We start from the raw sequence: 26,787 nt of genomic DNA on the forward strand, positions 1-26,787 counted from the left end.
AGCTGAGCGGCGGATAGTCGGCCGTGTATTCCATGGCGGCTTACTGCGCCCGGCGCTTTTCCTCCTCGGCGCCGCTGCGGCGGTTGCTGCTGGTCAGTTGGTCATTGCCCAGGCGCCAGCTCAGCGACAGAGTTACCACGCGCGCATCGCGGCGTAGGTACAGGTCCTGGCGGTAGTTGTTGTAGATGGATACGGCCCGCAGCGGGGTGGTGAAGAAGATGTCGGTAGCGGCCAGGCGCACGGTGACTTTCCGGTCCCAGAGGGCTTTCTGCACGCCCGCCGATACTTGGCCGTAGGGCTTGAACTCGAAGTAGCCCACCCGCTGCCGCGACTCGTAGCTGCCGTTCAGCTCGGCGCCCCAGCCCTTGCCCAGCGTGAAAGTACTGTTGCTGCTCAGCGTGAAGGCCGCCCGGCCGCGGCTCAGCGCGGTGCCGGCCAGCTCGCCCTCGAAGTGAATGTAGTAGAACACGGCGTTGTTGTACGCCGTCCACCACTTGCCCACCGTGAGCGGCGTGGTCAGCGTGAGGGCTGCGTACTGCTGGCGCTTCAGGTTGACGTAAGTCGACACTGTTTTGCCGTCGGGTTCGGGGTAGGCCACATCGGTGATGGGCACCTGCGTCACGCTGTAGCTCAGGCCGGTGGTAAATTTCTGCTTCAGCGTGTGGTTTACTTCCACGTTGTAGCTGGTCTCGGGGCGCAGGTCGGGGTTGCCCTTGGCGTAGGTGGCCGGATCGATGATGCTGCGGAAGGGGTTGAGCTGGCGGTAGGAGGGGCGGTTGATGCGGCGGCTCAGGGAGGCATTCCACTCGTGCTGCTCATTGGCGGTGTACTTCAGGGCTGCGCTGGGGAAGAGCTGGAAATAGTCCCGCGTGAAATTCTCGCTGGCCACCACCTGCCGGCCCTCGGCATTGGTTTTCTCCCCGCGCAGGCCCAGCTGCACGTTCAGCTTGCCCGCGGTGTGGTTCATATTCACGTACGCCGCCCCGATGACCTCGTCGTAGCGGAAGCGGTTGGTCAGGCCCAGGTTCACGGTGCGCACGCCGCGCACGAAGTTCTCGAACAGCACGTCGTTATCGGAATTCACCTGGCTGATCTTGGCGCCGGCTTCCAGCCGCGTCTGCGTGCCGAGTGGGTGTACGTAGTCGGCCTTCAGCGCCCGAATGGTGAGGTAGCTGGTCTGGTCGCCGTCCACCGTCGAGTCGGGTCGCGCCGATTCGTAGAACGTAGTCTGGCTTTGCAGGCGGTGGGCGTAATAGTAGGCGTAGTCCGCGTCGGCGGTCAGCTCCGGGGCCGTGCTGCCCTCGCCGAAGGTGTGGCGGAAGTTCAGGTTAGCGGTGATGTTGGGGTTGTAGCCCGAACCGCTGCTGCGCGCCGTGTAGTAGTCCGTAACGTTGCCCAGCGCGTCGCGGAAGGTGCTGGTGTTGTCGCCCGTCCCGTAGGGGTGGGGCTTGGGCACGGCAAAGCCCGTCACCACGGCGCCCAGGCGGGTTGTTTTCGACAGGTCCAGATCGGCCCCGGCGCGGTAGATCAGGAAATGGTCCCGAAAAACCTGGTAGTTGCGCTGGTCGCTGGTGCTCTGCAGCACCGCCTGGCCGTCGCGCGGCTCGTAGAAGTACCGGAAGGTGTTGCGCACGCCGTAGTTGGTGCGCCGGGTGTAGGTGGTGGAGGCAAACAGGTTCAGGCTCTTGCGGCGGTGGTTGACGGCCGCACTGGTGCTGAACTTGCCGAAGCGCCCCTGCCCGTAGCTGATGCTGCCGTTGGCATTAGTGCCCTGGCGCTGGTCCTTCTTGAGGTTGATGGCAATGATGCCCGCGCTGCCCTGCGCGTCGTACTTGGCCGGCGGGTTGGTTATCAGCTCGATGCTTTTGAGCTGATCGGCGGGCAAGGCGCGCAGAAAGTCCGCCAGCTCCGCGCCGGTCATGGGCTGGCGCTTGCCGTCGATGAGCACCAGCAAGCCCTGCCGCCCGCGCAGGGCCAGATTGTCATTGGCGTCCACCGTCACGCCGGGGGCGCGGCTGAGCACGTCCAGGGTAGTGTTGCCGGTGGCCAGCGTCGAGCCTTCCACGTTCACCACGGTGCGGTCGGCCAGGCGCTCAAACACTGGTTTCTGGCCCACCACCTGCACTTCCTTCAGTTGGGTAGCCGCGCTGGCGGCCAGCGTCAGCGCCGGAAGTACGACTTTCTCGCCCGCTACCTCAAACGGCCGGGACCACTGCCGCCCGAAGCCCACCTGCGAGGCCGACACGACATATTGCCCGCCCGGCGCCGACTCGAACGTGAACTGGCCTTTGGCGTCGCTGAACTCGGTTTTGACCACCGTCGAGTCCTTGGCCCGGTGCAGCGTCACGGTGGCGTAATCGATAGGACTGCCCGCGGCGGCGCGCACGGTACCGGCCACGGTGCTCAGGCTTTGGCCGAAGGCGGCTGAGGAAGCCAGCAGGGGCAATACGCCGAGCAGCGCGCCAGCCGTGAGCAGAGTTAAATGAGAGTAGCAGTAGCGCATCGAGGTATGGGAACGGTTGGCTGGAGAGAAGACCTGAATCCGCCGCTGGCCCCGCTCAGTAAGGGCAATGCCGTCCCGCGACGCTCCAAAACGAGCATCGGCCGCAATAAAAGCAGTAAGGATGGGCCCCGCACCGGCGCGTAAGTAGGCTGGTAACGCGGGCAGCAAGCAGTATTCGGACGTGGACACTGCCCGCCCGCGGAATAGTTACAGCCGGAGCATAACTTTTTTGCTGCCTTAGGTCGTTATTGCCAGCAATGCGAAGCGCCGAAGAAAGGCGCCGCCAAGCCTGCGGGCTGACGTTGAACGGCGGTAAACGACTGTCCGGATAACATTTGTCATGCTGAGCTTGCCGAAGCATCTCTACCAGTTCGTCTGCAATGCTTCAACGAAGCGGTAGAGATGCTTGCCTTATGCCGACCTTCGGATCGGCGGACGCCAGATCAAGCATGACCGTTCTGGAGTTTTCAGACACCGCCTAGCTAAACAGCGTCAGCAGCTCCGCCCGCGTGAGCGTCTTCACCAGCGCCACGTCGGTGCGAATCAACTCGTGAGCCAGCTGCTGCTTGCCTTCCTGCAGCCGCATGATTTTCTCCTCGATGGTGCCAGGGCAGATCAGACGCACGGCCACCACGGGGCGCGTCTGGCCCAGGCGGTGGCTGCGGTCGATGGCCTGATTTTCCACGGCCGGGTTCCACCACGGGTCTACGAGGTACACGTAGTCGGCGGCGGTCAGGTTCAGGCCCACGCCGCCGGCTTTCAGGCTGACGAGGAACACGCGCACCGCGTCATCTTCCTGAAACGCCTGCACGGCCGCCGCCCGGCGGCGCGTCTGGCCGGTGAGGTATTCGTGCCGGATGCCGCGTCGCGTCAGCTCGGCCCGAATCAGATCCAGCATGCCCACGAACTGCGAGAAAACGAGGATTTTGTGCTGGCCAGCCCGGCTCTCGATTTCCGTCAGCAGCGCGTCGAGCTTGGCCGACGGCGCGGCGTAGTCGCCGTCGGGCAGTAGGGCGGGGGCGTCGCAGAGCTGGCGCAGGCGCGTGAGGCCCTGCAGGATGTGCAGGTGGTCCTTGCTGCCGGCGTCCTCGTGCTGCCCGAGCAGCTTGGCGCGGTACTCCAGGCGGCAGGCCTCGTACACGCGGCGCTGGGCCTCGCCCATTTCGCAGTACAGCGTCATTTCGGTTTTGGCTGGCAGCTCGCGGGCTACCTGCGCCTTGGTGCGGCGCAGCACGAAGGGGCTGATTTTCTGCTGAAGCTGGCGGGCCCGCTTGGTATCCTTGAATTTGTCGATGGGCGCCGCGTACTGGTCCTGGAAGTGCTGGCGGCTGCCCAGCAGGCCCGGGCAGGCAAAGGACAGCTGCCCGTACAAATCGTAGGTGTTGTTTTCGACGGGCGTGCCCGTGAGCACCAAGCGGCGGCTGGCCTGCAACAGCCGCGCCGCCTTGTAGCGCTGCGAGTCGGGGTTCTTGATGGCCTGCGCCTCGTCCAGAATTACGTAGTCGAAGGCGTACTCCCGCAGCCAGCGAATGTCGTTGACCATGGTGTTGTAAGTGGTCAGCACGAGGTCGGCGTCGGCAAAGGCCTGGGCATCGGTGCGGCGGGCGGCGCCGTGCAGCACGTGCACGCGCAGCTCGGGCGCAAACCGGGCGGCTTCGGCCTGCCAGTTGAAGACCAACGAGGTAGGCACCACCACCAGATGGGCGCCACGGCGGCCTTGCGCGCGCAGGTGCAGCAGCAGGGCCAGCACCTGCACGGTCTTGCCCAGGCCCATGTCGTCGGCCAGGCAGCCGCCGAAGCCGAAGGTGTCGAGGAAGTTCAGCCAGTTCAGGCCCTGCTGCTGGTACTCGCGCAGGGTGGCCCGCAGCCCGGCGGGTACCGGCACCGGCGCAATGCCCGTAAAATCGGCTACGGCGGCCTGGTAACGGGCCAGCTGGGCGTGCGTTGCGGGCGTCAGCGCGGCCGGGTCGTAGAGCTCGGCCAGGGTGGCAAAGCTCACGCTGGGCGTGCGGATAACCTCGCCCACGACCTCGCCGGCGGCGAAGTAGGCCGCAAACTTCTCCACCCATTCCTCGGGCAGCAGGCCGCGGGTGCCGTCGTCGAGCTGCACGTAGCGGCTGCGGTTGCGCACCGCCTTTTGCAGGTGGCGCAGCGACACCTGCTGCCCGCCAAACTGCACCCGCAGCTCGGTATCGAACCAGTTGGTTTCACCGCTGACACGTACCGTCACGCGGGCTTTGTAGGGGTTGAGCGTGTTCTGCTTGAGCTGGTTGAAGCCCAGAATGATAACGCCCTGCTGCCGCCAGTCCTCGAAAGCCTCCAGGAACCACTCCGGCTGCAGAAAATCGGCTTTCGGCACGTACAGCGCCTCCTGGCTGAGCTGCTCCTGAAAGTCTGGAAAATGCCGCATCAGGGCGGCGGTGAAGCGCGTTTCGGCCGCCGCGTCGCGCTCCACCACGAAGGGCCGGCCCAACTCGTCGGTGGCGTGCAGCTGCCGCCGCGACAACACCGGCACTTCCTTCGGGCCGTAGCGCATCACCGGCAGCAGCTCCACGTGGGCGCCCGCGTCGGTGAGGTAGAGCAAGGGCTCGGGTGCCGCATCGAAGCCCAGGGCCACCCGCTCGGTGGGCGTGGCCGGCCGCACGTGGTCGTAGTGAATGTGCAGGCGGTCTTCGAGCTGGCTAAGTACTTCGCGCTGGAAGTCCGCGAACTTGCGCCGGTGAATCAGCAGGGTGTTGTTGCGCTGCTGAAAGAAGTCGAGCACGCGCCACACCTGCGGGTCATCGAGCAGGTAGAAGGTGTCGTGCACGGCCACGAAGTAGTCGAAGGCCACCGTGAGCGTTTTCAGGTCCAGCGGCAGGTCGTCGAGGCGCAGCTGGCCCGTCACCTCGTAGTACTCGCCCTGCTCCGCCACGCGCAGGTGCAAATCCAGCGGCGCGCGGCGCAGGCGCACGGGCGTTAGGCTCGGGGCCGTCAGCTTTTCCGATACGGCCGCGCTGTGGGTGTACACCGGCAGGCCCAGCGGGTTGTGCACCACGGCGCGCAGGGCCTCGAGCACGGCGGGGGAACGGGCGTCGTCGTAGTTCTGCTGTAGGCGCGCAATACCGGTGAAAAATTTCACCTCGGCCGGCTGCTCCAGCTGCCAGATGCCGTCGAGCGGGCTGAGCACCGTGACGGGGTTTTTGAGCTTGCCGGTGGTCGTGGTGGCCGCCTCGGCCAGCTGCAGCGTCAGGTGGCCGTAGTAGCGGTGCCGCGCCAGCACCAGGAGTTGCTGCTGCGCGGGTGGGGGAGGAGGGGTGCGCCGCGCGCCGGCCAGCAGTTGCGTTACCAGTTCCTGGTTGGCCGTGCTGGTGACGGGGTAGAGGTCGGGGCGGCGGGGCACCACGCTGAGCGTGCCCGGGCGCTGGTAATCCAGCCGGAAATGCTCGTCGGGGTCGGCCGCGTCTTCCAGCCCGTAGTCGCGGGCGGCCGTGCGCAGGAAGGCGTGCCGGGCTGGCGCGTCGAAAAACAGGCGCAGCTCCTTGCGCTGCACGATGCTGAGCAGCACCAAGGCCTCGTGCTCGCACAAGCTGGTATTGGGCTGCAGGCAGGCGCAGGCCAGCAGCAGGCCCTGCGGCAGCTGCTGCACCGCCACGGCCGGAAACGCCAATACCCCGGCCGCGCCCGGCGCCGCGCTGAAAATGCCCTGATCTACCGCCAGCTCCTCCGGCTGCACGCCGGCCAGCGTGCGGGCATCGGCCAACAACGGCACGGCGCAGTGCGCCCGCACATCCGCGCTGGTGAGCGTGGGCACGCGCAGGCCGCGCAGCAGGTACTGATGCGAAGCGGGAGCGGGCAGGTTGTCATCCGAAACAGGCACGGGCAGGCAGGTAAAAAGCGCGCTGCGGCCGCGCCTCCACAAAGATAATGGCCCCGCGGCGGGCCCGCCCGGCCGCCAGAGGCGGCCGGAAGCGAAACATTTTCGTGGGCTTCCGGCTAGTCAATAAGGACCACCCAACTGCCGCCGTATGAACTGGCCCACCGAGCTGATGCGCCGCTTCGGCATTGCATATCCCATCGTGCAGGCGCCCATGCTGGGTGTCACCAGCCCGGCTATGGTGGCAGCCGTCAGCAATGCCGGCGGGTTAGGCTCCTTGCCGGTAGGTGGCCTTTCGCCGGCGCGCGCGCAGGAACCGATTCGTCAGACGAAGGCGCTGACCGAAAGGCCCTTCGCCGTCAACCTATTTGCCCACAACGTACCCACGCCCGATGTCGCTCAGGCTACGCCCATGCAGGCGCTGCTGGCGCAGATCAGCCAGGACTATGGCTTGACCTACGCCCCGCAAAACGTAACTACGTTGCCTCTGTACACCTACCAAGCGCAGATTGAGGTACTCGTCGCGGAGCAGATTCCGGTAATCAGCTTCACCTTCGGCCTGCTCGACGCACCCAGCATCGAGGCGCTGCACCGGGCCGGGGCAGTGCTGGTCGGCACGGCCACGAGCGTGCGCGAAGCCGAACTGCTGGCCGCCAGCGGCGTCGACGCCATCTGTGCGCAGGGCATTGAAGCCGGTGGGCACCGCGGCAGCTTTCTACCCGACGAGCCCCTGCCGCAAGTAGGCCTGCTGGCCCTGCTGCCGCAGATACTCCGTCGTGTGTCGATGCCGGTGCTGGCGGCCGGGGCCATTCACGACGGCCGCAGCATCCGGGCGGCCCTGGCGCTGGGCGCGGCGGCCGTGCAGGTAGGGTCGGCGTTTCTGGCCAGCGACGAAAGCCAGGCCATTGCGACCTACAAAGCCCGCGTGCAGCAGGCCACCGATACCAGCACGGTGCTCACGCGGGCCTTTTCCGGCCGTTGGGCCCGCGGTTTGCCCAACGACCTCATCGTGCGCGTAGAGCAGTCCGGCCTACCGATTCCGCCCTATCCGTACCAAAACAGCCTGACTACGCTGCTACGCGCTGCGGCCCGGGCCTCAAACAACGCCGAGCTGACCGCCTTGTGGGCCGGGCAGGCCTGCGCCTCCGCCCGGGCGCAACCCAGTGCTGCCATTCTGCGGCACCTCGTGGAGGAGACGGAGGCACCAGACCGAAATAAGGTAGCGTAGGCGCAAAGAAGCCGAAACGCGGTTTGGCCAGCGGGTGAAGAGCAGCGGCTTTTGCGCCGAACAGTTCACTCGGCGCCCGGAAAACCGTACACCGGAGCAGGTGCGCCCTTTCGGCCGCCGTTACATTTTGCCGCCTACCTCATGGAACCCACACCCAAATCCTCGTCGCAGCCCGACCCCAAGCAGCCGAACCCGGCCGCCAACACCTTGCCCACCAAAGGCACACCCGACAGCCAACGCGACGATGCTGCCCAGGTCACCAATCTGCCGCGTCCCGCCAACACTTCCAGTACTGCGAAACCATCCGCTGCCCCGCAATCCGACGCCGAAACGCCGACTCCCGACAGCCAGGCGGCCCGGGAAATACTGGCCGACCCTTCCGCGGCCGACATTCAGCCAGATACCCACGGCGACACCGACCCCGGCGCCAGCCACAACAACGACGCTCAGCCGCTGTAGGCCGCTGGGCGCCGCCGTGTAATAGCCTTGCGGAGCGGGCCTTTTAGGCACAGCTCGGCCATAACATTCGGGTCAGGGTGCAGTATCAAGAGCTTACGCGCTGTGCGCCCGAACTTTAGCTGTTGCTGTACTATGGCTTACAATCCCCAATCGGAAAACGAATTCCGCGACGAATACGGCCGCGGCCGGTACGAGGCGGATAACCGCCGCCACCGGCACACCGGCCCGCGCGCCGATAACCAGACCAACGATTTTCACGACACCGAGTACCGCCAACCAAACTCCCGCGGTGCCGACCAAGGCTACCCGGACCGGCGCGACGACCGCCGCTTTGACCAGGAGTTTGGCCGCTCCAGCCGCCCGGGCTCCTACGTCAACGACGGCCGCCGCCAGGGTGCAACGGGGTACGGCTACGGCGACGTGGGCCGCGAGTACGGCCAGGGCCGCGCCGGCTTCAACGGCGACGAGGACCGCGGCTACGACCAGAACGGCCTGCGCGGCGGCCTCGGCAACAGCGGCGGCCGCGACGATTTCGCCGACCGCCGCTTCGATCAGGACCGCAACGCCTTTCGCGGCGGCTACGGCGGCGGTGACTACGACCGCGGCCAGCGCGACGAGCCGCTGCTCGGCCGCATCGGCATGAACAGCCGCGGCCCCCAGGACCCGCGCCGGGACCAAGACCGCCGCTACGACGAGCCGCGGAACGACAACCGCCGCCGTGACAACCACGACTACGGCCGCGGTTGGAACGACATGGACGACCGGCACGGCGGGGGCCAAAGGCGGTAAACTTCGACATACAAAACGGCCCGGCGGAATCCAACTCCACCGGGGCGTTTTGTATGCGCGGCTAGGTTACGGCACCTGCAACGAATTCAGAATCTGCTGCGCCACGGGTTGCCACTGCTTCTGTAGCCGCTGCACGCAGTTGAAAGTGCACACTAATGCTTGTCCGCCGGCATCTGTGACGAACATTAGGTTGTATACCCGGTCATTGGGCTTGTCGCTCAGCGGTACGTCCGACATGAATTCCAGATACACCACTTGCCGGCCATTGATAGTCTTGATGCCGTGGCCTAGGTCTTTGAAGCCGGGCTGGCGGCTCGAAAACGCCTGCACCATTCTCTCGGCTATATTGGCCGTCAGCTGCGCCTGCTTCATGGGGTTGGGGCCTTGCCGGAAAGCCAGATTAACGGCCAGAGCGTTGTCCGAATAGGCTTCCTGCGGGCCTCCCTGGATTGGGTATTTCAGGCTGATGGCTTCCTTATCGAGGGGGCGGAAGGCGGCGGGCACCAAGATGCGGGCCCGGCCGCCGGCCACCGGTCGTAGCGTGAGCGTCCCCGGCGTCTGCTGCGCTGTGGCATCGAGGTGTTGCAGCACTTCCGCCTTGCGCAGGGTGTCGGGGAGGGCGGCCGGGGTGGCTTGGGCCTGGGCAGTGGCGCTCAGCAGGGCGAGCAGGCCCGCCAGCAATCCGGAACGTAAGTAAAACGTCAAGGGTATAGCAGTAAAAAGAGGGGGTAAACGTGAAAACGGCCTTGCCGGGTGTACCCGGCAAGGCCGTTGAAATTAGCTCAGCCAATAAGATGCTTACAGGTGAATCACCTCGCCGTAAGCAGCAGCGGCAGCTTCCATCACCGCTTCCGACATGGTCGGGTGGGGGTGGATGGCCTTGATGATTTCGTGGCCGGTGGTTTCGAGCTTGCGCGCCACCACGGCTTCGGCAATCATGTCGGTTACGCCGGCGCCGATCATGTGGGCGCCCAGCCACTCGCCGTACTTCTTGTCGAAGATAACCTTCACGAAGCCGTCCTTGGCACCGGAAGCCGAAGCTTTGCCCGAGGCCGAGAAGGGGAATTTACCCACCAGGATGTCGTAGCCCTGCTTTTTGGCTTCTTCTTCGGTGAGGCCCACCGAGGCAATTTCCGGGGTGCAGTAGGTGCAGCCGGGGATGTTGCCGTAGTTGATGGGCTCGGGGTGGTGGCCCGCAATGGCCTCCACGCAGGTAATGCCCTCGGCCGAAGCCACGTGCGCCAGCGCCGGGCCGGGCACGATGTCGCCGATGGCGTATACGCCGGGCACGTTGGTGCGGTAGTACTCGTCGACCTTCACGCGGCCTTTCTCCACCACGATGCCCAACTCCTCGATGCCGATGTTCTCCAGGTTCGGCTGAATGCCCACGGCGCTCAGCACGATGTCGGCCTCCAGTTGCTGCTCGCCCTTGGCGGTTTTGATGCTCACCTTGCAGCCCGCACCAGCGGTATCCACCTTGGTTACCTCAGCCGAGGTCAGGATGTCGATGCCGGCTTTCTTGAAGCTGCGCTCCAGCTGCTTCGACACTTCCTCGTCTTCCACCGGCACGATGCGCGGTAGGTACTCCACGATGGTCACTTTCGTGCCCATGGTGGCGTAGAAGTAGGCAAACTCCACGCCGATGGCGCCGGAGCCTACCACCACCATCGACTTGGGCTGCTCAGGCAGCACCATGGCTTCGCGGTAGCCGATGATTTTCTGGCCGTCGATGGGCAGGTTGGGCAGCTGCCGGGCGCGGGCGCCGGTAGCCAGGATGATGTGCTTGGCTTCCACCGTTTCCTTGCCGCCGTCGGCCTTGGTTACTTCAATCGAGCCCGGCTTGGTCACTTTGGCCGTGCCCATGATGGCGTCGATCTTGTTCTTTTTGAACAGGAAGTTGATGCCCTTGCTCATGCCATCGGCCACGCCACGGCTGCGCTTTACCACGGCCCCGAAGTCGTAGCCCACGTTGTCGGCCGAGAGGCCGTAGTCCTGCGGGTGCTTCAGGTAGTCGAATACCTGCGCCGACTTGAGCAGCGCCTTGGTGGGGATGCAGCCCCAGTTGAGGCAGATGCCGCCGAGCGATTCGCGCTCTACCACGCCCACTTTAAAGCCAAGCTGGGAAGCGCGGATGGCTGCTACGTAGCCGCCGGGGCCCGAGCCAATCACGACTACGTCGTATTGCAATGCCATATTAAACTGTCTGAGGGAAAAAATGAGCGAATGGGGGCCGGTGCCGCGGGCGCCGGGCTGGCAAAGATAGCCGCCCCGGCCTTACGGCCCCAATGGGTGTTACCTAAGTCGGCCGCTGTCGTATACAACCCCCGAAACCCGGTTGGGTTTTGCCGCTTTTCCTGACTTTTTCCTCTCGCTTCCTCATGAAACTGTTTATACCCCGCGTCCTCACCGCCACCGGCGGCCTACTAGCACTACTACTGACGGCCCAGTGCTCGGCCACCCGCGAAAACGAGACACCGAGCATGTCCAGTCGCGCCCGCCTCGACGAAACCACCGCGGCCGCCGCCGCTGAAACCCGCCCGGCCCCTGTCGCTGCGGCTACCCCCGCCACCGATGCCGCCGTAGCGCCCGCTGACGCTGCCAACCCTGCCGGTACCGCCACCACTGCTGCGCCGGCGGCTCCCGCAGGCCGGGTGGCTGCGCCTGTACGCCGGACCAACGCCGACTACAAAGCTGACATCAAAGCTGCCGACGTGGTGCTGAAAACCAAGCCCCGTGACTTCGACGCCTACCTGAGCCGCGGCCGCGCCCAAGCTGCGCTGAAAAACTACCGCGAGGCCATGACCGACTTCAACCTAGCCCTGCGCCTGAAGCCCACCAACCCCGATGCCTACTACAACCGCGGCCTGACGCGCATCAAGCTCAAGGAATTCAATTCGGCTATCGGCGACTTCGGCAAGGCCCTGCGCTACCGCCCCGAAGACAAAGAGGCCTTCTTTGGTCGCGGCCTGGCCAAAATGTCGCTCGACAACTTCAAAGGCGCGCTGCCCGACTTCAACAAAGCCATCGAACTGGACCCGAGCTACGCCGACGCGTACGAATACCGCGGCATCTGCTATTCTTCGCTGAACAAGCCCGAGGAAGCCCGCCGCGACCTGGAGCGCGCCGCCCAGCTAAACCCCGACGCCACTCAGAGCCTAAAGCGCTACGCCAAGAAATAAGTGGGTTGTCAGTGAAATAACACGCTGACCTCCGACATTCCTCAAGCACAAGGGCCGCCACTCCGATGAGAGTGGCGGCCCTTGTGCTTGCAAGCGGACCTCACGAAGCCAGAAGTAACATTCGTCAGCTGCTTAGGTACACCCTGACAACTACTTGCCCACGTAGCCAGCCAGCACCTGGTTGAGTTGGGGCTCGGGCACCACGCCCGACTGGCGCCACACCGGCTGGCCCTGGTGAAACAGAATCAAGGTCGGAATGCCCTGCACCCGAAACTGCTGGGCCGCGGCCGGGTTGCGGTCCACGTCCACCTTGATGATTTTGATTTTGCCCTGGTGCCGCGCCGCTACTTGCTGCAGAATGGGCGCCATGGTTTTGCAGGGGCCGCACCAATCGGCGTAGAAATCGACGAGCACCGGCATGCCGGGGCTGCTGATGAGTTCGGCGAAGGATTTCTTGGCCATGATGATTCGAAAGACTGGGTGATACCTGCGCTATACGCAGGCCAGCCCAAAATTGGCCAAAGCAGAAAAAAGACGCGGCCCGGCTCTGGGCAGAACCGGGCCGCGTTGGCTGCCGTGCAGGCGCTATACTTATTTTTTAGCCCGCTCCACCACGGTTACGTCGTTGCCTACGACGGGCAGCGTGAAGTGGCCACCGGCTACGCGCTTGCCGCCTACTTCGCACTGCCACACGTAGTTGCCGGGGGCGGAGTTGGCCGCGATGCCGGCGTCGGTCTTGAAGAAGTCGGCTTCGGTAGCCGGGCTTGGAAAGGTTACGTCTACGCCGTTCTGGCCCTTTTCCACCTCTTTCACGAGGCTGAAGATTTTGCCGGAGGTTTGATTGGTTACCACAAACTTGGCCGTGTACGCGCCAAGCTGACCAAACTTATCGGACACGCCAATCTTGACGAAGGCGTCGGTTGACACAAGCCACGTTTGGGCCTGTACCCGCGGTGCCCACAGCATGAGCACCAGCAACAGCCCCAAGAGGCCGCTGAAGCGTTTCCACATGGCAGGAGTAGAGTTGTGCATAGAGCGAGAAGAAAAGAGGGGAGTGAAGTGTGACGCGAGGAGTGAAGGGAGGCCGCGGGGCCCCGGTAGCTGGATAAAAACCAGAGAAAGGAAGGTATTTGAGCGTAAACCGTTTGAAGGTGAGGCGATGCTGCAACATCGCACACTACCAAATATATAAACGTGGTAAGAGGATTGAAATATAAAAGGCCATATTTTTTTCTTGGCAAAGTAGAAACCCGGCTGCGGGCATCTTCTGCCGGTACCGGTGCGTAAGCTAAGCCGTGGCCCGTCGCAATAAACTTCCGCCGCCGGCACCCGCGCCGGCGCCCGAGACCCGCTGCCAGCTCTGCGAGCGGGAGGTGCAGTTCACCTCGCGTCATCACCTGGTGCCGCGCGAGGAAGGCGGGCGCTACGGCCCCACCGTCGACCTGTGCCAGCCCTGCCACAGTTCGGTGCACCTGCTGCTGACCAACAAGGAGCTGGCCCGGCGCTACCACAGCGTGGAAAGCCTGCAGCAGGCCGAAGAGCTGCAGAAATACCTCCATTGGATTCGACGCAGCCGCGTGGAGCGGCTCACTAACCGACGCCGGCGCCGCTGATTGCGGCCGCTGCCGTTTCTTTGCCGGTCCATGCCCCAGCTCACCTTTCTGCCATTCGGCGAAGCCCGCCGCCACGCCGCCGAAACGGTGGTAGTCGACAGCATCCTGCCGCGCGCCGCCCTTACGCTGGCTCACTGGCGCGGGGCCCCCACGCCCACCGCGTTTCAGGACGATACCAGCGCCGGCTCGGTGCTGCGGGCCATAGCTGCCAGTGTCCCCGGTCTGCAAGCGGCGCGCTACGTCACGGCCAACCACTTCGACGTGGACGGTTTTGTGGGCGTGTGGGCGGCGCTGCACCCGGAGCAGGCCGCCGCCCACGCCGAGCTGCTGCGGCTCGTGGCGGTGCTCGGCGACTTCCGCGAAATCGACTGGCAGCACCCGTTGGCCGACCACGCCCTGAAGCTCGTGTGCTGGCTGAACGCCGAGGAAAAAGCCCGTTTCTACGAGCCGTTTGGTGCCCCGGCCCGGCGCCGGCGCGAAGACGAAGCCTCCGCCGAAAAATTCGACTGGTTTCTTCCCCGCTTCGCTGAGGTACTCCAAAACCCCGAAACCGGCCGCGCCGCCTGGCAACCCGAGTACGACCGGGTGCGGGCCGCCGTGGCCGTGATGCACAGTCCGGCTACGCAGCTGCACCGGTATCCGGAAATCGGCCTGGTGGTGGTGCACACGCCCGCGCCGCTGCCCTATTACGCCTTGTTTGGGGATACCGCCGGGTGCGACATCGTGCTGAGCTGCTACGCCGGGCAGCGCTACGAGCTGGAATACAAGTACACCACGTGGGTCGACCTGGAAAGTCGCCCCACTAGGCCCCGGCTGCCGCTTGATGGGCTGCTGGCCCAGCTGAATGCACGCGAAACCAGCGGGCAGCCCTGGGCCGCCGACGGCGTCACCGATACCGGCCCGCTGCTGCGCCTGAACGGCCGCAGGCTTAGCAAAGTGCAGCGCTACGCCGACCCCGACCAACGCCCGATTTATCCGTCCTCCATCACCGCGCAGGAAATGGAGCAGACGGTGGCAGCCTTTTTCCGGCAGCACTACGCGCACATCGGGCCGCGGCGGTACTGGACCTGGGATGAGGTGCGGGCCGCAGGTGCAGCTATCGGCTAAGGCAGCAGCTGAAAAGCGCGTTGCCACGTCCTGCTGAGCGGGAGTGAACGGTAGGGCAGTCAACAAGTTGGCAAAGCGAATACGCTAGCACGTCATGCTGAGCCCCGTCGAAGCATCTATATCGCTGATGTCAGATACTAAACCTAACGAAGCGGGAGAGATGCTTCGACGGGGCTCAGCATGACGTTCTTAAAGATCCTACTGTCCACAGAGCCAGGTCGAGCAACTGCCGACGGATGCTAGTCGGGCGCGGCGCAGTTGGTTTCGTCGCCCATCACGCCCACGATGTGCACAGTGCTGTTGCCGCCCGCGCCGGGGCGCACGCGGATCTGGGTCCCGATGCGCTCCTTCAGGTCGGTAACGTGCGAAATCACCCCGATCATCTTGCCCGAGTGTTGCAGGCGTTCGAGCGCGTCGAGGGCCGTGTTGAGCGCGTCCGGGTCGAGCGTGCCGAACCCTTCGTCGATAAACAGCGACTCGATGCGGGCCTTGTGGCCGGCTAGCTCGCTCAGGCCCAGGGCCAGGGCCAGGCTCACCAGGAAACTCTCGCCGCCCGACAGCGAAGCCATGGGGCGCACCGTGTCGGCCTGGTCGTGGTCGATGATCTGGAGCTCCAGGTTGCGGTTGGGCGTTTTCAGAATGGTGTAGCGGCCGGTGAGCTGGCGCAGGCGCAGGTTGGCCAAGCGGGCCAGGTGGCTGAGGGTGAGGCCCTGGGCAAACTGGCTGAACTTATCACCCCGCGCCGAGCCGATTTGCTCACTCAGATCCTGCCAGCGCTGCTCTTCCTGGCGGCGCAGTTGCAGCTCGCGTTGCCCTTCGGCTTGCTGCTGGCGCGCGGCATCGTCCTGGCTGAGCTGGTTGCTGACGGCACCTAGCTGCTGCTGCAAGGTGGCGTCGGCCATCGACAACGCATCAAGCTTGGTTTTGAGCTCGGCGGTGGTGTGCGGAGTCAGGAAGGCTTCGGCGTGGTGCTGCTGTTCGGCCGTTAGTTCGTTGAGGCGGCGGGTGGCGGTGGCCTGTGCTGTTTGGTGCTCCTGGCGGCGCTGCTCCAGGCGGGTGGCTTCGGGGGCGGGTAGTAGCAGGCGGCGGGCTTCGTCGGCACTGTTCAGGCCAGCTTTGGCCAGGGCCGCGGCCAGTTCGGTTTGCCGGGCGGCCAAAGTAGCCTGGTGAGCGGCCAGCTGGGTTTTTAGCTCACTTTGGGTATTCTGGCGAATGGCCAGTTCCTGTTGTTGCCGCGTCAGTTGGCTATGAGCATCGGTGAGGGCAGCGGCCAGCTTGCGAGTGCTCTGGCGCAGCTGCTCGGCCTCGGCGCTGGGGTCGGTGCCGGCGTAGCGAGCTTGGCGGGCAGCCCGCTGCTGATCGAGGGCCATCTGCTCGGCCTCCAGCGCGGCGGCAGCGGCGGCTAATTGCTGCTGCTGGCGGGCCAGCTCCTCGGTGCGGGACTTGTGCTGACTAGTGCGTTCCAATAGGTGTTTATCCAACTGTTTCATCTGAGCAACCTGCGCTTCATAGCACGCCGCGCGGTCTTGCAGTTCCACTAGCACGCTGTCGTAAGGTGCCCGGGTGGGGAGTGCCAACTGATGCGGCTGTAGATATTGCCGTATGGTGCGCAGAAAGTCTTCGGCCTGCTCGCGCCAGTATTCCAGCTCAAAGGCCATCGTTTTCAGCTCGGTTTCGAGGCCGGTCTGGCGGTCGAGTAGACGCGGAATTTCACGCTGAGCGACGGTAGCAGCTTCGCCGGCCTGCTGGTATTTCTCGCGCAGCTCTGCGAGCCGCTCGTCGAGCACGGCGAGGCGGCGGCGGCTCGCCAGGGCGGCGGCCTGCTGGGTGGTGGCTTCGGCAAGCAGCGCTTGCACGGCGGCGGGGTCGGTGGGCTGGGCGGGTGCGGGCTGTAGCGTGAGGGCCAGGGCCGTGGCTTGCTGCCGGGCCGTATCGGCGGCGGCCAGGGCTTCCTGAAGCTGCTGTTGCCGCTGCCGCTGCTCGGTCTGGCGGCGCGTCAGCTCGCTGGTGGCTTGTTGCAGATCCTGTTGCAGGGCTGCCAGGGCCAGTTTCTGCTCGGTTTCACGGCGTTCCTGCTCCGTGGTTTCGGCTTGAAAATCAGCCGCGAAAGCGTGCTCTAGCGCCCCGCACAGTGGGCAGGGCTGGCCGGCGTGCAGGTGTTGGCGGTGGGCATTGAGGTCGGCCAGGGCTTGCTGCAGGCGCAGCTCGCGCTGGTAGCTTTCCAGCAGACGTTGGGCGTCGGTGTGGCGGGTTTCGAGGTGGCTATAGGCCGTTTCGGCGGTGCTGAGGGCGGGGGCTTCGCGGCTAATGTCGGCACTCAGGGCTTCGGCGCGGGTGCGGTGCTGTTCGGCGGCTTCGGCTTTGGGGAGCAGCTGTTGCAAGCCCTGCAGGTAGGTAGTCAAGTCGTCGGCGCGCTGCACTAGGGCGGCGGCTGTGGTGCCTTGCAGCAGCTCGTCGCGCTCGGCACGGCAGGGCTGGCCTTCGTCCTTAATGGCCTGCTGGCGGGCCAGGGCCTCCGTTTCGAGGCGGCGCTGGCGCTGCAGGTCCTCGGCCACGGTTTGCCGCTGGTTCAGCAGCTCCTGCCGGCGGGCTTCGCGGGTGGCCGCTTCCTTCTGCGCCGCCTGCAGGTCGATGATTTCGCGGCTGAGCTCGTTGATCTGGCTCTTGAGGTCAGCTTCGGCGCTGTGGCTGATCAGCCACCGGTCGAGGGCCGCGTTTTCGGTTTGCAGGCCGGCTATTTCCTGGGCTTGCCGGTCCAGCGCGGCCTGGGTTTCGGCCACGCTCTGCTGCTCCTGCGCGTAGGCGGCGCGCTTTTTAACCAGCTGCTGGTGCTCCACGGCAATGGCCGCGTCCTGCCGGCCTACTTCTTCTAGCAGGGGCAGGCGCTGGGTTTCCTCGGCCTGCGCGGCGTCCAGCACTTCCTGGGCAGCTTGCCGGGCGGTGGCAGCCGTGGCGGTGGCCTGCGTCAGGCGGGGCAGCAACTGCTCCAGCTCCTGCAACTGCCGCTCGTCGTTGCGCACTTCCTGCTCGGCGGCTTCGGTCAGGGCCAGGGGAGTGGCCACGGCGCTGGCTCGCTGGTGCGCGGCCAGGCGGGCAAACTCGGGCTGCAGTTGCGCATCCACGGCGCGCAGGCGCTCCACTTCGCGGGCGGCGGCGTCGAGTTGCCGGTCAAGCTGATCGAGGATGGTGCGCCAGGTCAGGCACACGGTCAGCTCTTCCTGCTCGTGGTGGTGCAGCTCCGTTTGCTGGTGCAGCGCGTCCAGCTGGCGCTCCAGCTCGGCACGTTCTTCGTCCGTCAGCAGCTTGGTGGCGTCCAGCTTGGCTTGCAGTAGCTTGGTTTTCAGCTCTTCCTCCTTCGCTTTTTCGAAGGCTGCTACCGACAGCCGGGAGTAGATGCCCACGTTGGTCATCTTTTCCAACAGGGCGCTGCGCTCCTTTTCCGGGGCGTGCAGGAAGCGCGCAAACTTGCCCTGGCTCAGCAGCACCGACTGCTCGAACTGCCCGAAATCCAGCCCCGACAGCTCGCTGACGCGCGCCGGCACGGCCTCTTTTCCGCTGACCACGGCCTCGTTCGACGGGCTCATGACCAGCGACATGGCGTCCTGGTTCAGCCCGCCCTTGTCCTCACCGCGGGTTTTGCGCCGCACTTCCCAGCGCGAGCGGTAGCGCACGCGCTGTGGGGCGCCGGTGTCGGCATCGGTGGCATACACTTCGAATTCCACCTCCGAAAAGGCGTAGGCCGCGTGGCGGCTCACCATTTCGCCCACTTGCCGGTCGTGGCGGGGCACGCGGCCGTAGAGGCCCACCGAAATAGCGTCGAGCAGGGTGCTTTTGCCCGCGCCGGTGGGGCCGGTAATGGCAAACAGGCCCGTGTCGGCCAGCGGGGTAGTGTCGAAGCGAATCAGGTAAGGTCCGGGCAGCGAGTTGAGGTTGGCGAAACGGACGCTGATAATTTTCATGCTAACGAAATTCCGGTACGGTTCCCGAAGATACAGCCGCCGCAGCGGGCGGCGTGGCGAGAAAAAGCGAGGGAAGCGGCGACTTAGCCAGCAGTACCGCCCCAGGCAGCGGGGTCGGCTTCGGCCAACAGCTGCCGCAACTCGCCGAAGGTGGCCGTGAGGGCGGAAGCCCGCTCGGGCGGCAGCCCCGCCACGCGCCGCGCAAATACTTCTTCCACCGTCAGGTCGCTCAGTAGCTGCAGCGGTGCCACGCTGGCGGCCAGGTCGGGGGCTTCGGTGGCGCGCTGGTGGCGCACCCCGCGCGGGGCCAGCACCTGCTTTTTTTGGTGCGTGAGGGCCGCCTGCACGCGGCGCTGCACCTCGGCCGGGGCCTCATCGGAATGCACCAACACATCGGCCCAGGCTACCAGTTCGAAAGCGGCGTTGTCGTAGGCCAGGATGTCGGCCTCCACTTCCTCCAGCGTGCCGTGAAAACGCTGCAGGCGTCGCGTCACGGGCACGGGCAGGGCCGTGATAGTAGGCGCCGTGCCGGCCCCCCCAAACTCCAGCAACAGCACCTGCTGCCGGTCGTCGGCCTCGGTGAAGGACAGCGGCACCGGCGAGCCGGAGTAGCGGATGTGCTGGCGGCCGCCGACCACCTGCGGGCGGTGCAGGTGCCCCAGGGCTACGTAGTCGAAGGCGGCGGGGAAGTGCTCGGCGCCCACCAGGCCCAGCCCCCCGATGTGTACGTCGCGCTCGGCACCCTCGCGGGCTTCGCCGCCGGCGGCGTAGAGGTGGCCCGTGGCCAGCACGGGTACGTCCTGCTCGCGCGGGCGGCACACGGCCTCGTGCTCGGCCAGGGCCGCGTAGTGCGCCGCAATGCTTTCCCGAATGCGGTGCTGCCGGTCTTCGGGCGTTTCGCCGGGCACGGCCAGGCGGATGTCCCGGTCGCGCAGGAAGGGCACGGCGCACACCACCAGCGCGGGCCGGCCGTCGGCGCCGTCCAGCGTGAGCACCTGCTCGGTGGGGTCGGTGGGTACGTTGCCCACCACGTGAATGCGTAGCTGGCGCAGCAGCTGCCGGGAGGCGTTGAGCAGGGTAGGGGAGTCGTGGTTGCCGCCGACTATCACTACGTGGCGGCAGCCGGTGCCCTGCATCTGCATCAGAAAGGTGTAGTAAAGCTCCTGCGCCGCGTGCGAGGGGGAAGTGGTATCGAACACGTCGCCGGCCACCACCAACGCCTCCACGCCGTGCTCACGCACCATCGTCAGCAGCCAGTCCAGAAACAGGCGTTGCTCGGTGAGGCGCTCCTGCCCGGTCAGGAAGTGCTGGCCCAGGTGCCAGTCGGCGGTGTGCAGAACTTTCATGCGGAAACGAAGTGGCGGTGCAACTTCAAAATTAACGTTTCCCGCGTCGATTTTCTCCGCAATTTGCCGCCGCTGGTGTGGAACTGGTGTAGCGTAAACCGGTTTACTACTATGTCATAGTAGCTTGGTTTACTAAGCCTGCTGAGGCTTGTTTGCCTCAGCCTAAAAGAGTTTGCCGAGCCTGCCCAGCTGCTTTCCGCGTCCCTTGAAGCATTTATTGCCCATGTCTGATCAGGTTTCCGCCATAGTTCTCCCGCTGATTTCGTTGCGCGTCGGCCGGCCGCAGCAGCTCGGTAACACCGCTGCCACCGAGCCGCTGGCTCGCGCCTGGACCTCGGCCATTCACAAAACAGAGCTGACCGAGGCCGTCTGGCTGACTTCCCTCAACCTGAACGGCGACGAGCAAGCCGACTTGCGCAACCACGGCGGGCCTGACCAAGCCCTGTGTGCTTACCCAGGGGCGCATTATAGTTATTGGTCCGAGCGGCTGGGCCGGGAGATGAGCCCCGGCAGCTTCGGCGAAAACCTGACCATCGGCGGCGCCTGGACCGAGGCCGAGGTGTGCCTGGGCGACGTGTTCAGCTTTGGGGAGGCGCTGGTGCAGATCAGCCAGCCCCGCTCGCCCTGTTGGAAAATCGCGCGGCGCTGGCAGCAACCGTTGTTTTCGCAGTGGTTGCAGGAAACGGGCTTTACCGGTTGGTACCTGCGCGTGCTGCAGCCCGGCCGCGTGAGCCCTTCCGATGCGCTGGTGCTGCAAAGCCGGCCGTACCCCGAGTGGCCGCTCACGCGCGTGAATGCCGCCAAATACGAGCAGCGTCACGACTTGTCCTTGGTGGCCGAGCTGGCGGCCTGCCCGGCCTTGGGCGAGCAATGGCGCCGCAAAATGCAGGGCCGCCTCAGCGGCGCCCTGCCGCTGAATGACGATGCTAACAGGCTAGTGGGGCCCAACGCCGATTAGCCCCGCGTAAGCATCTTCGCAAATACAAAAGCCCCAGCCGGTAACGGCTGGGGCTTTTAGTTATGGGTCGTTGGGGCTTAGTGCACGGCCTGCTTCTGGAACTCGTTGATGGCCTCGCCCAGGTCGTAGACCTCCGTGCCTGCGGGCAGAGCGGCCTGCAGGATGCTGCTGCCCGCAGCCGAGCGGTAGCCGCCTGCGCAATGCACCAGTACGGGTTTGTCGGTAGGTACTTCCTGAGCCCGCTCGCGCAGCTCGGGCAGCGGAATGAGCAGGGCGCCGTCAAACACGGGCTGCTTGGCTTCGGTGCGGTTGCGGATGTCCACGATGGTGAACTGCTCCGGATTTTGGCGCACGCGTTCTACGTCCAGCTCGGGGCTGGTGGCCGCTGCCTCGCGCGGGGCCAGCAGTGCCCCCTGGATGTTGCTTTCGTAGCCGATTTTGGCGGCTTTGCGAATGACCGTGTCCAGGGCAATCTGCGAATCGGCCACGAGGTAGTACGGTTCCTGCGGGCCGATAACGGAGCCCAGCCAGGTTTCGAACTTGCCACCGTCCATCAGGTTGATGGCGCCGGGCAGGTGCCCCTTGCGGAACTGCGCCGCCGGCCGCGTGTCGACGATGAGCACGCCTGCGACCAACTCGGTGCCACTGGGCAAGTGCTTCACGGCCCGCACCGAATCCTCGAAGGCCGGTGCGCCCTGCTTGTTCAGCTGCACGTCGCGGCCGAAGTACTTCGGCGCAAAAGGCTGGTCTTCCAACAGCACCCGCACGAATTCCTCGCGCGCCATGGGCTGCAGGGCGTAGTTGGTCTTGAGCTCCTTGCCGATGGTGCTGTCGAGGTCGGTAGAGGTAGTCTTGCCGCAGAGGCTGCCGGGGCCGTGCGCGGGGTAGACCTTGGTGGTGGCCGGCAGCGTCATCAGCTTGTCGCGGGTGCTGTCGTACATCTGGGCGGCCAGTTCCTCGCGCTTGTGGCCCCCCACGGCCTCGTCTTCGCGCAGGTCGGGGCGGCCTACGTCGCCCACAAACAGGGTGTCCCCGGTGAAAGCCGACCGGATCTGGCCCAGCTCATCCACCAGCAGCACGCAGATGGAGTCGGGCGAGTGACCCGGGGTGTTGATGGCGTGCAGCTCCACCTGCCCGACGCTGATTCGGTCGCCCTCGTCGAAGCCTTTGTGGGGGTAGCTGGCCTTCACCAGCTTGCTCACGTAAATCGTGGCCCCGGTTTCCTGCGCAATTTCCAGGTGCGACGAGACGAAGTCGGCGTGCGGGTGCGTCTCGATGACGGCGATGATGCGCGCGTCCTGCTCGTCGGCAAAATCGTAATACTGCTGCGGGTCGCGGCCCGGGTCGATGACCGCCATGCGGCCACCGCTGAGCACGGCGTAAGAGGCGTGGGCCAGACCCTTGTCGTAAAACTGATGTATCCTGAAGGGTTGTGAGGAAGGCAGGGGACTCATGTGCGTAAAGTAAAGTGACAACTACCAGCCCGCCGCCAAGCAGCTGCGGAACCGATGCGACAGGACGGCGGCCGTTACAAGCACCGCGCCGTTTGGCCAAAAGCTGACAGCATGGCCGCCGGCCGGTCCGTTCGACCGGCATCAGTCAAATATACTAAGCAGACTATCCGAGGGGCCGGACGGGTATATTTATTTTCACCGGCCAGAAGGAAAAGCGACTGGTAACTAGGTTTTTGCCGGGGTTGTTTCGATGCCGGTCTGCAGTGAAAACGTGGTGTGCCAGCCCTGTAATCCTTGTTGCCGCTGCCTGCCGCAACGGCGCGGCGGCTGCAAAGCAGGCTGGAAGCATACCTGAAGCCGCAACACCGGAAGCCTGCTTAACGCAGAAGGCCGCCCCGAAACCGGAGCGGCCTTTACGTATAAGCACATGGCTTAGCGCCTAAGCCTTGACTTTGATCTTGCTGGCCTTCTTGTCGGCTTTGGCTTTCACCTTGCCTTCCGTTTTGGCCTCCTGGCGGGCGTCGCGCATGTCGACGGCGCGCTCCATGCGGTCCTCGCGCTGGGCGGTGTATTTGGTGAACTGCTCCGGCGTGAGCACGGCCTTCAGCTGCTCGTCGTAGCGGGTGCGGCCCTCCTGCATCTTCTGGCGCATGGCGTCGCGGTCCATGCTGCCGGGCGTCATCTGCGCGCGGGCGGCATCAAACTCGTTGGCCTGAGCCAAGTAAATGGCGCGCACCTTGGTTTGCTGATCCGCCGAAAGGGCCAATTGGTTCGTCAGGCGCTGGGTTTGCATATCGGCGCGTTGCTCGGGCGTGCGCTGCTGACGCCCCTGGCCGTAGCCCATGCCGCGGCCCTGGAAGCCACCGTTATCGGCCGCCGGAATGGTTTGGGCCTGGGTAGCCGTAAAGCTGAGGGCCGCAGCCGTCAGCAACAAAAGCATCTTTTTCATTGGAAGTGGGTCTCTGATGGAAATCTGCCGGGTTAGAGGGCCGAGCTTCGGCAAGGTTTAACCGGGCCGGTGCAAGCAAATCAACTTCCGAGCCAAGTCCCGGGCAGCCGGATTCTGCCTATATTCGGGCCCTGGCGTGTCGCAAGGCACCCCAACCGAATTCACCACGACCACTTTCTCTCTACAAATTCTCCCCATCCCAACTCACTAATGGCAAACATTTTCGCCAAAAAACCGCTGGCCGTGCTGCTGGGCGAAGCCAACGCCTCGGGCGAGGGCGCGCTCAAGCGCACCCTGGGCGCGGCGAGCCTCGTCGCGCTCGGCGTCGGGGCCATCATCGGGGCCGGCTTGTTCGTGCGCACGGCCGCCGCGGCTGCTCAGGCCTCGGGCCCGGGCGTTACGCTGGCTTTCATCGTGGCCGCCATCGGCTGCGCTTTTGCCGGCCTGTGCTACGCCGAATTCGCCGCCATGATTCCCATTGCCGGCTCGGCTTACACCTACGCCTACACCACCATGGGCGAGTTTGTGGCCTGGGTTATCGGCTGGGCCCTGATTATGGAGTACGCGCTGGGCGCGGCCACCGTATCCATTGCCTGGAGCGAATACCTGAACAAGCTCTTAGCCGTGTTTGGGACCAGTATGCCCTACGAATGGTCCCACTCGCCGCTGGAAAGCGCCGTCATCAACGGCGTGACGCACACGGGTTTCCTGAACCTGCCGGCCCTGTTCATCATCATTGCCCTGAGCCTGCTGCTGATCAAAGGCACCCAGGAATCGGCTACGTTCAACGCTGTTATCGTGGTGGTGAAAGTGGCCATCGTGCTGGTATTCATTGCTGTAGGCTGGCAGTTTATCAACCCCGCCAACCACACGCCCTACCTGATTCCCGAAAACGCCGAGCCCGTAATGAGCGGCGGCAAGGTGGTGCGCGAGTACACCGAGTGGAACAAGCACGGCTGGGGCGGTATCCTCGGCGGCGCGGCCATCGTGTTCTTCGCCTTCATCGGGTTTGATGCCGTATCGACGGCCGCGCAGGAGGCCAAAAACCCCAAGCGCGACATGCCCATCGGCATCCTCGGCTCCCTGGCCGTGTGCACCGTGCTCTACATCCTGTTCGGCCACGTGCTGACAGGTGTGGCCAACTGGCGCGAGTTTGCCGACCCGGCCAAGGGCGGCGAAGCTTCGGTGGCCTACGCCATCAAGGAGCACATGCCCGGCTACGAGTGGCTGTCGACGGCCGTGGTAGTGGCCATCCTGGCGGGTTTCTCCTCCGTAATCCTGGTGATGCTGATGGGCCAGAGCCGCGTGTTCTTCTCCATGGCCAAGGACGGGCTGATGCCGAAGGCCTTCTCGGAGCTGCACCCGAAATACCACACGCCTTACAAGTCCAACCTGGTGCTGCTGGTGTTCGTGGGCGCCTTCGCGGCCTTCGTGCCGGGCTCCCTGGCCGGCGACCTGACCTCGTTCGGCACCCTGCTGGCCTTCGTGATAGTGAGCATCGGCGTGTGGATCATGCGCCGCTCCGACCCGGATCAGCCGCGGCCGTTCCGCTCGCCGCTGTCCTCGGCCTCGTTCCCGCTGGTGCCGTTGCTGGGTGCCCTGATCTGCTTGGCCATGATTCTGGCTCTGGACGCGGATACCCTGAAGCTGGCCCTGGGCTGGATGCTGCTGGGCTTCATCGTGTACTTCGTCTACGGCCGCAACAACTCCAAGCTGCAGCAGGGCATCGTGGTGGTGCCCACGGAATTGGAAGAACAGGCCTTCATCGAGCAGAAGTAACCGCTCGTTCGTTGTTCCAACAAAAAGCCCCGCCGATATTTCGGCGGGGCTTTTTGTTGGAGTACTGGCTAAATGCAGCGTCGCATTAATTGATTTGAGCAGCGCCTGACCGATATCCGGACAACAGATAGGTGCAACTGCGCCAAATACCGCCTAAGCCGCCGTGGCGAGGCTATTTGCTCATCGGCTGCACTTCGCTCTTGAGCTTGAGCACCCGCTCGCCGCTGTCCTGTACAATAAGGAACGCGGGGTTGTCGGGCGTGCCGTGGCGCGTGATGTCGGCGCCTTTCAGCTTGCGCGTGACCGATTCCTTAAACGTTTGTTCGATCTTGCCTGAAGCGGTACCGGTGCCGTATTTCCAGGAAACCTGCGTGCCTTTGCGCATGGCCAAAGAATTGAATGAGTGGATCAGGTGCTGCATTGTATACGGCGACAACAGGCACATGGCTCAGGTGCTTTGCTGCACCGGGCTGGCCCGGCCGACAGGGACAAAGCCAGGCGAGATGCCCCAATTCTCGCATTCTGTGGCGTGAGTAGGCAAATGATGCGTAAATTTTTCCCTGTTTTGTAGCCCACTTTATCAGCATCCCACCGCCTAAGCTCCTTTGCCCTGCGCAATGAATGGGCGGCCACACCGTTGATGGGACTGATTATTGCGCGGGTCCAGGCCGCGCAGCTATGTGATAAAAGCCTCGTTCTATGAGTGAACTTCTTCCCGATGCTATTCAAGTATTGCTCGTCGACGACCACCCGCTGGTTATCGAGGGCATTATTTCCCTGCTGAAAGACATCGACGATATCCGCATTGTGGCCACCGCCGCGAGCGGGCAACAGGCACTCGTGCGGCTGCAGGAGCAGCCCAGCATCCGCGTGGCCATCGTGGATCTGAACATGCCCGGCATGACGGGCGTTGAACTGATCCGCAGCATGCACCAGGCCTTCCCGCTGGTGCGCTCCATGGCCTTGTCGGTGTACTACGACTACAGCTCGGTGACTGACGTGCTCGAGGGCGGCGGCTCGGGGTACCTGCTCAAAAATACCAGTAAGAAGGAGCTGATTGAGGCCGTGCGCCAGGTCTACCAGGGGCATACCTATTTCAGCCCGGAAGTGGGGGCTACGCTGCTGCAGAATGTGCGCCGGGCCAACCCGACTAGCCCGGACACGCGCGAAGAGCGGCCGGTGGAGCTAACGGCGCGAGAGATGGAAGTGCTCCAGCTCATTGCCCGCGAGTACTCCAATGCGCTCATTGCCGAGAAGCTGTTCATCAGCGAGCGGACCGTGGAGTCGCACCGAAAAAACATCCTGACCAAGACAAATTCGAAGTCGGTGGTGGGGCTCATCCAGTATGCACTCAAGCATAAGCTTATTGGGTAAGTTATAGAATAAGTTTGATGAGTTATAAGCCGCTGGTTCCTCGAGAGCCGGCGGCTTTTTTCGCTATATGCGCTAGGAGCTCGGAGTGTGAAGCGTAGTGAGGAGCTTGCATAAAAGAGGGATAAGCACATGCAATTATTGATAAATTGATAAAAAAGTGGATCATAATCGAGCCAGGAGCTAAGTGGAAATACGGGTACAAAATCCGTGCTGGTACGGATATGCTTTCTGCTT

General features: G+C 64.4%; 20 protein-coding genes. 9 read left to right on the top strand and 11 right to left on the bottom strand.

What is annotated here, in order from left to right; genetic code table 11:
• Window positions 1–40: 40 nt before the first annotated feature.
• The gene (locus B0919_RS11965) at window positions 41–2,503 is read right to left on the bottom strand and encodes a TonB-dependent receptor domain-containing protein (RefSeq protein WP_078012481.1); all 2,463 of its coding nucleotides are present in this window, start codon (window positions 2,501–2,503) and stop codon (window positions 41–43) included.
• A gap of 478 nt (window positions 2,504–2,981) precedes the next feature.
• On the bottom strand, window positions 2,982–6,362 hold the full coding sequence (locus B0919_RS11970; protein WP_176133011.1) for a DEAD/DEAH box helicase: 3,381 nt from the start codon (window positions 6,360–6,362) through the stop codon (window positions 2,982–2,984).
• Between the two features lie 148 nt (window positions 6,363–6,510).
• Between B0919_RS11970 and B0919_RS11975 the strand changes: the two genes are divergently transcribed.
• From B0919_RS11975 to B0919_RS11985, 3 genes are all read left to right on the top strand, one after another.
• Window positions 6,511–7,587: an NAD(P)H-dependent flavin oxidoreductase gene (locus B0919_RS11975; RefSeq protein WP_078012482.1), complete on the top strand. Its 1,077-nt coding sequence runs from the start codon at window positions 6,511–6,513 to the stop codon at window positions 7,585–7,587.
• 141 nt (window positions 7,588–7,728) lie between these two features.
• Entirely contained in the window at window positions 7,729–8,046 is a 318-nt protein-coding gene (locus B0919_RS11980; RefSeq protein WP_078012483.1) for a hypothetical protein, read from the top strand.
• A 132-nt stretch (window positions 8,047–8,178) separates the two neighbouring features.
• Window positions 8,179–8,835 (top strand): hypothetical protein, encoded by a 657-nt coding sequence (locus tag B0919_RS11985; RefSeq protein ID WP_078012484.1) that lies wholly within the window; start codon window positions 8,179–8,181, stop codon window positions 8,833–8,835.
• 66 nt (window positions 8,836–8,901) lie between these two features.
• On the opposite strand, the gene B0919_RS11990 is transcribed toward B0919_RS11985, so the two are convergent.
• Entirely contained in the window at window positions 8,902–9,540 is a 639-nt protein-coding gene (locus B0919_RS11990; protein WP_139362079.1) for a DUF1795 domain-containing protein, read from the bottom strand.
• Window positions 9,541–9,633: 93 nt separating this feature from the next.
• Entirely contained in the window at window positions 9,634–11,028 is a 1,395-nt protein-coding gene (gene lpdA, locus B0919_RS11995) for a dihydrolipoyl dehydrogenase (protein ID WP_078012486.1), read from the bottom strand.
• A 185-nt stretch (window positions 11,029–11,213) separates the two neighbouring features.
• Here lpdA and B0919_RS12000 point away from each other — a divergent pair, with 185 nt between their 5' ends.
• On the top strand, window positions 11,214–12,014 hold the full coding sequence (locus B0919_RS12000) for a tetratricopeptide repeat protein (RefSeq protein WP_078012487.1): 801 nt from the start codon (window positions 11,214–11,216) through the stop codon (window positions 12,012–12,014).
• A gap of 150 nt (window positions 12,015–12,164) precedes the next feature.
• On the opposite strand, the gene trxA is transcribed toward B0919_RS12000, so the two are convergent.
• Window positions 12,165–12,476: a thioredoxin gene (trxA, locus tag B0919_RS12005; protein WP_078012488.1), complete on the bottom strand. Its 312-nt coding sequence runs from the start codon at window positions 12,474–12,476 to the stop codon at window positions 12,165–12,167.
• 129 nt (window positions 12,477–12,605) lie between these two features.
• Window positions 12,606–13,046 carry a hypothetical protein gene (locus tag B0919_RS12010; RefSeq protein ID WP_139362080.1) on the bottom strand — a complete coding sequence of 147 codons (441 nt, stop codon included), beginning with the start codon at window positions 13,044–13,046 and terminating at the stop codon, window positions 12,606–12,608.
• Window positions 13,047–13,309: 263 nt separating this feature from the next.
• On the opposite strand from B0919_RS12010, the gene B0919_RS12015 reads away from it, so the two are divergent.
• Both B0919_RS12015 and B0919_RS12020 read left to right on the top strand, forming a co-directional pair.
• Window positions 13,310–13,627 (top strand): restriction endonuclease, encoded by a 318-nt coding sequence (locus B0919_RS12015; RefSeq protein ID WP_078012490.1) that lies wholly within the window; start codon window positions 13,310–13,312, stop codon window positions 13,625–13,627.
• 30 nt (window positions 13,628–13,657) lie between these two features.
• Window positions 13,658–14,734 carry a DUF6687 family protein gene (locus B0919_RS12020; protein ID WP_078012491.1) on the top strand — a complete coding sequence of 359 codons (1,077 nt, stop codon included), beginning with the start codon at window positions 13,658–13,660 and terminating at the stop codon, window positions 14,732–14,734.
• 239 nt (window positions 14,735–14,973) lie between these two features.
• Here B0919_RS12020 and B0919_RS12025 read toward each other — a convergent pair whose 3' ends face one another.
• Window positions 14,974–18,693, bottom strand: coding sequence for an AAA family ATPase (locus B0919_RS12025; protein ID WP_078012492.1), 3,720 nt, complete (start codon window positions 18,691–18,693; stop codon window positions 14,974–14,976).
• A gap of 83 nt (window positions 18,694–18,776) precedes the next feature.
• Window positions 18,777–20,039: an exonuclease SbcCD subunit D C-terminal domain-containing protein gene (locus tag B0919_RS12030; protein ID WP_078012493.1), complete on the bottom strand. Its 1,263-nt coding sequence runs from the start codon at window positions 20,037–20,039 to the stop codon at window positions 18,777–18,779.
• A gap of 223 nt (window positions 20,040–20,262) precedes the next feature.
• On the opposite strand from B0919_RS12030, the gene B0919_RS12035 reads away from it, so the two are divergent.
• On the top strand, window positions 20,263–20,997 hold the full coding sequence (locus B0919_RS12035) for an MOSC domain-containing protein (protein ID WP_078012494.1): 735 nt from the start codon (window positions 20,263–20,265) through the stop codon (window positions 20,995–20,997).
• Between the two features lie 77 nt (window positions 20,998–21,074).
• Here the strand turns inward: B0919_RS12035 and B0919_RS12040 are convergent, their stop codons facing one another.
• On the bottom strand, window positions 21,075–22,451 hold the full coding sequence (locus B0919_RS12040; RefSeq protein WP_078012495.1) for an MBL fold metallo-hydrolase: 1,377 nt from the start codon (window positions 22,449–22,451) through the stop codon (window positions 21,075–21,077).
• Window positions 22,452–22,890: 439 nt separating this feature from the next.
• Complete coding sequence (locus B0919_RS12045) at window positions 22,891–23,400, bottom strand: hypothetical protein (protein ID WP_078012496.1); 510 nt, start codon at window positions 23,398–23,400, stop codon at window positions 22,891–22,893.
• Between the two features lie 210 nt (window positions 23,401–23,610).
• Here B0919_RS12045 and B0919_RS12050 point away from each other — a divergent pair, with 210 nt between their 5' ends.
• Window positions 23,611–25,179, top strand: a complete 1,569-nt coding sequence (locus B0919_RS12050) for an amino acid permease (protein ID WP_078012497.1) — start codon at window positions 23,611–23,613, stop codon at window positions 25,177–25,179.
• Window positions 25,180–25,351: 172 nt separating this feature from the next.
• Here B0919_RS12050 and B0919_RS12055 read toward each other — a convergent pair whose 3' ends face one another.
• Window positions 25,352–25,564: a DUF2945 domain-containing protein gene (locus B0919_RS12055; RefSeq protein ID WP_078012535.1), complete on the bottom strand. Its 213-nt coding sequence runs from the start codon at window positions 25,562–25,564 to the stop codon at window positions 25,352–25,354.
• 314 nt (window positions 25,565–25,878) lie between these two features.
• Between B0919_RS12055 and B0919_RS12060 the strand changes: the two genes are divergently transcribed.
• Window positions 25,879–26,553, top strand: a complete 675-nt coding sequence (locus B0919_RS12060) for a response regulator (protein ID WP_078012498.1) — start codon at window positions 25,879–25,881, stop codon at window positions 26,551–26,553.
• The last annotated feature ends 234 nt before the right edge of the window (window positions 26,554–26,787 follow it).

This window comes from Hymenobacter sp. CRA2, from assembly GCF_002007105.1.
Taxonomy (GTDB): Bacteria; Bacteroidota; Bacteroidia; order Cytophagales; family Hymenobacteraceae; genus Solirubrum.

What these genes read in the sequence shown, in the direction of transcription:
- B0919_RS11965 (WP_078012481.1), bottom strand. Translation starts at nt 2,503, where the DNA reads ATGCGCTACTGCTACTCTCATTTAACTCTGCTCACGGCTGGCGCGCTG.
- B0919_RS11975 (WP_078012482.1), top strand. Translation starts at nt 6,511, where the DNA reads ATGAACTGGCCCACCGAGCTGATGCGCCGCTTCGGCATTGCATATCCC.
- B0919_RS11980 (WP_078012483.1), top strand. Translation starts at nt 7,729, where the DNA reads ATGGAACCCACACCCAAATCCTCGTCGCAGCCCGACCCCAAGCAGCCG.
- B0919_RS11985 (WP_078012484.1), top strand. Translation starts at nt 8,179, where the DNA reads ATGGCTTACAATCCCCAATCGGAAAACGAATTCCGCGACGAATACGGC.
- lpdA (WP_078012486.1), bottom strand. Translation starts at nt 11,028, where the DNA reads ATGGCATTGCAATACGACGTAGTCGTGATTGGCTCGGGCCCCGGCGGC.
- B0919_RS12000 (WP_078012487.1), top strand. Translation starts at nt 11,214, where the DNA reads ATGAAACTGTTTATACCCCGCGTCCTCACCGCCACCGGCGGCCTACTA.
- trxA (WP_078012488.1), bottom strand. Translation starts at nt 12,476, where the DNA reads ATGGCCAAGAAATCCTTCGCCGAACTCATCAGCAGCCCCGGCATGCCG.
- B0919_RS12010 (WP_139362080.1), bottom strand. Translation starts at nt 13,046, where the DNA reads ATGCACAACTCTACTCCTGCCATGTGGAAACGCTTCAGCGGCCTCTTG.
- B0919_RS12020 (WP_078012491.1), top strand. Translation starts at nt 13,658, where the DNA reads ATGCCCCAGCTCACCTTTCTGCCATTCGGCGAAGCCCGCCGCCACGCC.
- B0919_RS12025 (WP_078012492.1), bottom strand. Translation starts at nt 18,693, where the DNA reads ATGAAAATTATCAGCGTCCGTTTCGCCAACCTCAACTCGCTGCCCGGA.
- B0919_RS12030 (WP_078012493.1), bottom strand. Translation starts at nt 20,039, where the DNA reads ATGAAAGTTCTGCACACCGCCGACTGGCACCTGGGCCAGCACTTCCTG.
- B0919_RS12035 (WP_078012494.1), top strand. Translation starts at nt 20,263, where the DNA reads ATGTCTGATCAGGTTTCCGCCATAGTTCTCCCGCTGATTTCGTTGCGC.
- B0919_RS12040 (WP_078012495.1), bottom strand. Translation starts at nt 22,451, where the DNA reads ATGAGTCCCCTGCCTTCCTCACAACCCTTCAGGATACATCAGTTTTAC.
- B0919_RS12045 (WP_078012496.1), bottom strand. Translation starts at nt 23,400, where the DNA reads ATGAAAAAGATGCTTTTGTTGCTGACGGCTGCGGCCCTCAGCTTTACG.
- B0919_RS12050 (WP_078012497.1), top strand. Translation starts at nt 23,611, where the DNA reads ATGGCAAACATTTTCGCCAAAAAACCGCTGGCCGTGCTGCTGGGCGAA.
- B0919_RS12055 (WP_078012535.1), bottom strand. Translation starts at nt 25,564, where the DNA reads ATGCGCAAAGGCACGCAGGTTTCCTGGAAATACGGCACCGGTACCGCT.
- B0919_RS12060 (WP_078012498.1), top strand. Translation starts at nt 25,879, where the DNA reads ATGAGTGAACTTCTTCCCGATGCTATTCAAGTATTGCTCGTCGACGAC.